At 43.7% G+C, this 538-nt stretch carries 1 protein-coding gene; it reads left to right on the forward strand.

Annotated features, from left to right (window positions below; all coding sequences use genetic code 11):
* A partial coding sequence (gene mutL, locus FRC98_RS21070) for a DNA mismatch repair endonuclease MutL (RefSeq protein ID WP_230467905.1) occupies positions 1-538 on the forward strand: 538 nt, incomplete at both ends.

Below are 538 nucleotides of genomic sequence, written 5' to 3' on the forward strand. Positions count from 1 at the left end.
TTCGTATACGTGATAACGGTTCAGGGATAAGTAAAGATGAGCTAACGCTCGCGCTTTCTCGTCACGCTACGAGTAAATTAAAATCTCTAGATGACCTTGAAAATATTTGTTCACTTGGTTTTAGGGGAGAAGCGCTTGCGTCAATTAGCTCTGTATCGCGTTTAACGCTGAGCTCAAAACCAAAAGATCAAGAAGCTGCTTGGCAAGCATTTGCAGAAGGTCGCGATATGGCCGTGCAAGTAAAGCCTGTAGCGCACCCTGATGGCACAACGATTGAAGTAAAAGATTTATTTTTTAACACCCCAGCTCGTCGTAAATTCTTGCGTACCGAAAAAACGGAATTTAGCCATATTGATGAGTTGATAAAGCGTATTGCGCTTAGTCGCTTTGATGTCTCTATTACACTAACTCACAACGAAAAAGTAGTAAGGCAGTATCGTGCGAAGACAGATCCCTCTCAGGCTATTACACGTGTAGCGCAAGTTGCAGGTAAGGCTTTTGCTGAGCAAGGTCTGCATATTCAATCAGGAGAGGGTGG

The sequence above is a fragment of the Lujinxingia vulgaris genome (assembly GCF_007997015.1).
GTDB lineage: Bacteria > Myxococcota_A > Bradymonadia > Bradymonadales > Bradymonadaceae > Lujinxingia > Lujinxingia vulgaris.